We start from the raw sequence: 6,169 nt of genomic DNA, 5'->3' as shown, positions 1-6,169 counted from the left end.
TTGACTTTTGGCACACTGTTGAGTTCTCAAGGAACGGACGCTTCCTTTGTACTCACCCTCTCGGGCTTTCCTCCGGGCTTTCCCTTCGGTGTTTCATTCTGTTCTGTCCCGCTGTCCTGCGTTTCCGACTCTATCAGACTCTTTCGTGTCCGATTCCCCGTCGGAGCGGGGCTTGCTTTCCAGTTCTTCGCTTTCGCGCTTTCCCTTTCCAGCGGTTCCGACTTTATCAGAGTTATCCGAGTCGGTTTCCCCCACCTCTTCGGTGGCCCCGGGCATACGATCAGCCCCGGGTTCCCGTCGTTGTGGAGTCGTAAACGTACTGGAGCGGGGGGCCTCGAAGCAAATCGAGGCCCCCCGCTCCGGCCAACACGCCTGACGCTGCGTCAGGTCTGTCAGACCTCGACGACGACAGGAAGGATCATCGGGCGCCGGCGGTAGGTGTCGGAGACCCACTTGCCGACCGTACGGCGCACGAGCTGCTGGAGCTGGTGCGGTTCGGCGACGCCGTCCGAGGCGGCCTTGCCGATGGCCTCCTCGACCTTGGGCAGTACCGCCGAGAACGCCGAATCCTCGATGCCGGAGCCGCGGGCCTGGAAGTGGGGTCCGCCCACGACCTTGCCGGTGGTGGAGTCGACCACCACGAAGACCGAGATGATGCCCTCGTCACCGAGGATGCGACGGTCCTTGAGGTGGGTCTCCGTGACATCGCCGACCGAGAGGCCGTCGACGTACACGTACCCGGCCTGGACCTTGCCCACGATTCTGGCCTTGCCGTCGACCAGGTCGACGACGACGCCGTCCTCTGCGATGACGATGCGGTCCTTGGGGACCCCTGTCAGCGCGCCCAGTTCGGCGTTGGCGCGCAGATGGCGCCATTCGCCGTGGACCGGCATCAGGTTCTTCGGCTTGCAGATGTTGTAGAAGTACAGCAGCTCGCCGGCCGAGGCGTGGCCCGAGACATGGACCTTGGCGTTGCCCTTGTGGACGACGTTCGCGCCCCATCTGGTCAGGCCGTTGATCACTCGGTAGACCGAGTTCTCGTTGCCCGGGATGAGGGACGACGCCAGGATCACCGTGTCGCCCTGGACGATCCGGATCTGGTGATCGCGGTTGGCCATACGGGAGAGCGCGGCCATCGGCTCGCCCTGGGAGCCCGTACAGACGAGGACGACCTCGTGGTCGGGGAGATCGTCGAGCGTCTTGACGTCGACGACCAGGCCCGCCGGGACCTTCAGATAGCCCAGATCACGGGCGATGCCCATGTTGCGGACCATCGAACGGCCGACGAAGGCGATCCGCCGCCCGTGTTCGTGGGCCGCGTCCAGGATCTGCTGGATGCGGTGGACGTGGCTGGCGAAGCTCGCCACGATGATCCGCTTCTGCGCGCTCGAGAAGACCTGCCGCAGGACGTTCGAGATGTCCTTCTCCGGCGGGACGAAGCCCGGGACCTCCGCGTTGGTGGAGTCCGAGAGCAGCAGGTCGATGCCCTCTTCGCCGAGTCTGGCGAAGGTGGGCAGGTCGGTGAGCCTGCGGTCCAGCGGGAGCTGGTCCATCTTGAAGTCGCCCGTGTGGACCACCATGCCCGCGGGGGTGCGGATGGCGACGGCCAGGGCGTCCGGGATGGAGTGGTTGACCGCGACGAACTCGCAGTCGAACGGTCCGATGCGCTCGCGGTGCCCCTCGGTGACCTCAAGGGTGTACGGGCGGATGCGGTGCTCCTGGAGCTTCGCCTCGATCAGCGCGAGGGTCAGCTTGGAGCCGATCAGCGGGATGTCGGACTTCAGCCGCAGCAGATAGGGAACGCCGCCGATGTGGTCCTCGTGGCCGTGCGTGAGCACGATCCCGTCGATGTCGTCGAGGCGGTCCCGGATGGTGGTGAAGTCCGGCAGGATCAGGTCGATACCCGGCTGCTCCTCCTCGGGGAAGAGGACGCCGCAGTCGACGATGAGCAGACGGCCGTTGTACTCGAAGACCGTCATGTTTCGGCCGATTTCGCCCAGACCGCCCAGCGGGGTGACGCGCAGGCCGTTCTTGGGCAGCTTCGGTGGGGCGCCGAGTTCAGGATGCGGATGACTCAAAAGACTCTCCTCACCACACACGCCACGTACCGCTGAGGCACGTGGCGCGCATGACATTCGTACACTTGCTGTTGTCTGTATGGGCTGTGCCTGCCGAGTTCTCGGCTGTTCCGATGTCTTGCTGTCTCGCGTATTCAGTTGTGCGTATTCAGTTGTGAAGTCGTTGTCAGAGCTGTACCCCGCCGGCCGCCAGATCGATCTTGAGCTGGGCGGTTTCCCGGTCCGACAGCTCGATGAGCGGAAGGCGCAGCGGTCCGGCCGGGAGCTTCCGCAGGGTGAGGGCGGCCTTGGTGGTGATGACGCCCTGGGTGCGGAACATTCCGGTGAAGACCGGGAGCAGCTTCTGGTGGATCTCGGTGGCCTTGTGCACATCGCCGGTGAGATGCGCTTCGAGCAGCTCGCGCAGCTCCGGTGTGACCACATGGCCGACGACAGAGACGAAGCCGACCGCACCGACCGAGAGCAGCGGCAGGTTCAGCATGTCATCGCCCGAGTACCAGGCGAGACCGGACCGCGCGATGGCCCAGCTCGCGCGGCCGAGGTCGCCCTTGGCGTCCTTGTTGGCCACGATGCGCGGGTGCTCTGCGAGCCGGACGATCGTCTCCGTGTCGATGGGGACACCGCTGCGGCCGGGGATGTCGTACAGCATGACCGGCAGGCCGGTCGCGTCGGCGATGGCCGAGAAGTGCCGGTAAAGGCCCTCCTGCGGCGGCTTGTTGTAGTACGGAGTCACGGCGAGCAGGCCGTGCGCTCCGGCGCGCTCCGCGGTGCGGGCGAGTTCCAGACTGTGCCGGGTGTCGTTGGTGCCGACGCCCGCGACGATATGGGCCCGGTCTCCCACCGCTTCCAGGACCGCCCGTACGAGCTGCTCTTTCTCCGAGTCGCTGGTGGTCGGCGACTCACCGGTGGTGCCGTTCAGGACCAGGCCGTCGTTGCCTGCGTCCACCAGATGGACGGCGAGCCGCTGGGCACCGTCCAGGTCGAGTGCGCCGTCCGCCGCGAAGGGCGTGACCATGGCGGTGAGGACCCGCCCGAAGGGGGTCTGCGGAGTGGAGATCGGAGCCATGGGTAACACGCTACTCGCTGCTCAGCTCGCCGTGTCCCCTTGGGGGACGGGTCAGGAGGAGCCCGGCACTGCCTGCTCGGGGGTTCAAGCAGTGCCGGGTCCCTTTGATCAGCCTAGATGAAGTTCTCGAAACGCCGCAATACGGACACTTCTGCCGCTCGACCGTACATCTGTGCCCCGATCGGGGCCGGACAGGCCCCCGGCCGGGCCGGGACAGGTCCGTGACATCCCCCGGGCACCGGCTCGGCATACGGACAGAGACTAAGGGGCGACACGGCCGTTCGCGTTGAACGCGGCATGGGTGAGCGGCATGAGCTTCGCCCAGTGCTCCTCCATCCGCTCACCGACCATCTCGATCTCCCGCTGCGGGAAGGACGGGACCTTCGCCTGCTCGTGCTGGGTGCGCAGACCGAGGAAATGCATCAGCGAGCGCGCGTTGCAGGTGGCGTACATCGACGAGAAGAGGCCGACCGGGAGCACCGCGCGGGCGACCTCACGGGCCACTCCGGCCTCCAGCATCTCCTGGTACGCCTCGTACGCCCGGAGGTAGGAGTCCTGCATCGCGCGTTCCGTGATCTGCTGCTGGGCCTCGGTCCCCGCCACGAACTCGTACTTGCCCGGCCTGCCCTGCTGCACCAGCTTGCGGTCCTCGCCCGGGATGTAGAAGACGGGCTGCGACTCGCGGTAGCGGCCCGACTCCTCGTTGTACGAGTTGTGTACGACGATTCCGTTGCCCAGGAAGTTGTGCCAGGGGCCCTCGACCGACAGGTCGTAGGTCGTCTCCTCGCCGTCGTCGGTGATCGAGACGACCGGGTCCGGGAGGGCGACGGCCTGGGCGCCTGTGTGCCGCGCGCGCGTACGGGCCTCCGTGCTCCTGCGCGTCTGGCACTCCTCGCACACCGGGGCCAGATTGCTCTCGTCGAGCGCCCGGGTGGGGTCCTCCGCGACCGGGATCACATGGTCGAGGGCCAGCTCGCTGCGGGGGAAGCCGGCGCCGCACAGGTGGCAGGAGTCGTTCTCCCGGATCAGGCGCTCGCGCCGCATCGCCGTCCAGACGCCGAGGCCCCGGCTCAGGCTCGGCGGGACGGTGTCCTGGGAGGTGGGGGCGGTGGGGGCGTCCGTCATGACGGCGTCCCCGACGGTCAGCTCGCCGGCCTTGCGCCAGCCCTCGGAGGTCAGAACGGCGTGGTCGCCGGTGGACCGCAGCTCCCGGCCCGACTCCGTGACGATCTTGATCAACGGCTTGACGCCCGACGCGATGACATCGGTGATCCTGGCCCGGCCCGCGGTCAGGGTGTCCTCGTCGTAACAGCGGACATGGCCACTGCGGACGGACTCCAGGTTCCGCAGGCGCGCGCCCGGGTGCAGCTCCCTGAACTCGGCGACGGCGGAGTCCGCTGCCTCCCTGTTCGCGAAGAGGCCGAGGTAGTGCTCCTGGTCGCCGGTGTGGACCCGTGCCGTCCACTGGCCGGCGCCGCTGTGCCAGGTGACGCCGCCCGCCGAGTGCGGCAGTCGGTCCTCCGCTTCCAGGTGCCAGAGGCGGTACAGCTCGGCGATGGTCCGGACGCGGGGAGCCCCGGACTCGCTCTCCAGGGTGATCCCCGTGTCACCGGCGAGGCACCAGCCGACGCGGTGGCGCATGAACTCGCGGAAGACGAAGATCGGGGCGGTGATGAAGAAGGTCATCGAGTTGTGCTCGAAGGGGCTGCCGTGGCGGTCCCGCATCAGGTAGTTGATGAGTCCCTTCGAGCGCTCCGGGTCCTTCGTGATCTCTTCCAGGGACTGCTCACCCGCGATGGAGACCCGCGCGGCCCACAGCACATCGGAGTCGCCTGCGGAGTGTTTCACCAGCTCAACGGTGGCTTCGCCGCGGAAGCTCGGTTTCGTCCCGGCGGAGGTGTCGCTCACCGACAGGTCCTTCCAGTTACGTCGCACGGGCGGCGCCCACTCTACGGCTCGGCACTGACAGCGCCCGGGACGGACAGCGGCGGGGGCGCGGAGCGGCGATGACCGGCCAATCCCCGGAATCGGGGCACCGATTGGCGCTGTTGTTCGTCTGACCGGGTAGTGGCCGCACCATCAGCCGCTTTCCGTACCAGTCGTACGAGTCACACATCACGAGCACAAGGAGTTGCCCTCATGTTCCGCCGGCGAGAAGCCGTCCCGTTCGCATTTGTCGCCGAGGCCGACCGCTTCCGCAGTAACGTCACCGTCCCGCCCCAGCCACGCGCCAGTACCCCGCAGCTTCTCGGTCGTACGCTGATCGGGCTCACCATGGCCGCCGCGTTCGCCGGGTCCCTGCTGTTCGGGATGCCCGCGCTGGACTCCGGTCAGGGGACCGGCAGCGCCCAGCAGTCCGAGGCGTCGCAGGGCCGCTGACTCCATCCGGCCCCCCTCGGGTGGTCGGGCGGGGGCATGATCGGTAGCCTCACCGGGCACAGCAATCGAGCGTGCTTGTGAGTGAGGATCAGTCGTGCCCCTGCCCTTCCTGACGGCCGACCGGGCTTTTGACGCGACCACCGACGATGTCGCACTGCCCTTCGACGATCATGATCATTGGCGGCGTCCGTACCGCCCGGGGCCCTGGCGGGTGGTGGCGGCCGCGCTACTGCTCCTGTTGGCCTCGTTCGTTCTGCTCGCGGCGATGATCATCGCTTTCGTGGGCTCCCTGTCCGGTGCGACGCTCTGTCTCGTCGTTTCCTCGGTCGGCATCACCGTCGCGCTGCGGATGCTCCGGATGGGGACATGGGTGAGCCGGCACGGAGTACGCCGGGTGAGCCTGTTCCTGACCACGACCGTGGCGTGGAACCAGATCACCGCCGTCCGTACGGTCCAGCAGCCGGTCCGCTGGCTCGGACTGCCCCGTACGGTCCAGGGCCAGGCGCTGCACGCCGTACGCCGGCAGGGTGAACCGTTGGCCCTGCTCACCGACCACAACGCGGACTTCCTGTCGCGTGGCGAGGCATTCGAGCGGGCGGCCGACACGGTCGACGCCTGGGCGGACGAGTACCGCGACGCCTGAGCG

General features: G+C 67.5%; 5 protein-coding genes. 2 read left to right on the top strand and 3 right to left on the bottom strand.

What is annotated here, in order from left to right:
- Positions 1–392: 392 nt before the first annotated feature.
- From ACIP8W_RS02015 to thyX, 3 genes are all read right to left on the bottom strand, one after another.
- The gene (locus ACIP8W_RS02015) at positions 393–2,078 is read right to left on the bottom strand and encodes a ribonuclease J (RefSeq protein WP_401957799.1); all 1,686 of its coding nucleotides are present in this window, start codon (positions 2,076–2,078) and stop codon (positions 393–395) included.
- Positions 2,079–2,244: 166 nt separating this feature from the next.
- Positions 2,245–3,144: a 4-hydroxy-tetrahydrodipicolinate synthase gene (dapA, locus tag ACIP8W_RS02010; protein WP_401957796.1), complete on the bottom strand. Its 900-nt coding sequence runs from the start codon at positions 3,142–3,144 to the stop codon at positions 2,245–2,247.
- Positions 3,145–3,405: 261 nt separating this feature from the next.
- Entirely contained in the window at positions 3,406–5,052 is a 1,647-nt protein-coding gene (thyX, locus tag ACIP8W_RS02005; RefSeq protein ID WP_402201605.1) for an FAD-dependent thymidylate synthase, read from the bottom strand.
- 231 nt (positions 5,053–5,283) lie between these two features.
- On the opposite strand from thyX, the gene ACIP8W_RS02000 reads away from it, so the two are divergent.
- Both ACIP8W_RS02000 and ACIP8W_RS01995 read left to right on the top strand, forming a co-directional pair.
- Positions 5,284–5,523, top strand: coding sequence for a hypothetical protein (locus tag ACIP8W_RS02000; RefSeq protein WP_401957794.1), 240 nt, complete (start codon positions 5,284–5,286; stop codon positions 5,521–5,523).
- A gap of 94 nt (positions 5,524–5,617) precedes the next feature.
- Entirely contained in the window at positions 5,618–6,166 is a 549-nt protein-coding gene (locus ACIP8W_RS01995; RefSeq protein WP_401957793.1) for a hypothetical protein, read from the top strand.
- Positions 6,167–6,169: the final 3 nt, after the last annotated feature.

The sequence above is a fragment of the Streptomyces sp. NPDC088554 genome (genome assembly GCF_044752945.1).
In the GTDB taxonomy this organism is placed as follows: domain Bacteria; phylum Actinomycetota; class Actinomycetes; order Streptomycetales; family Streptomycetaceae; genus Streptomyces.
This window is presented reverse-complemented; position numbering and strand designations above follow the sequence as displayed.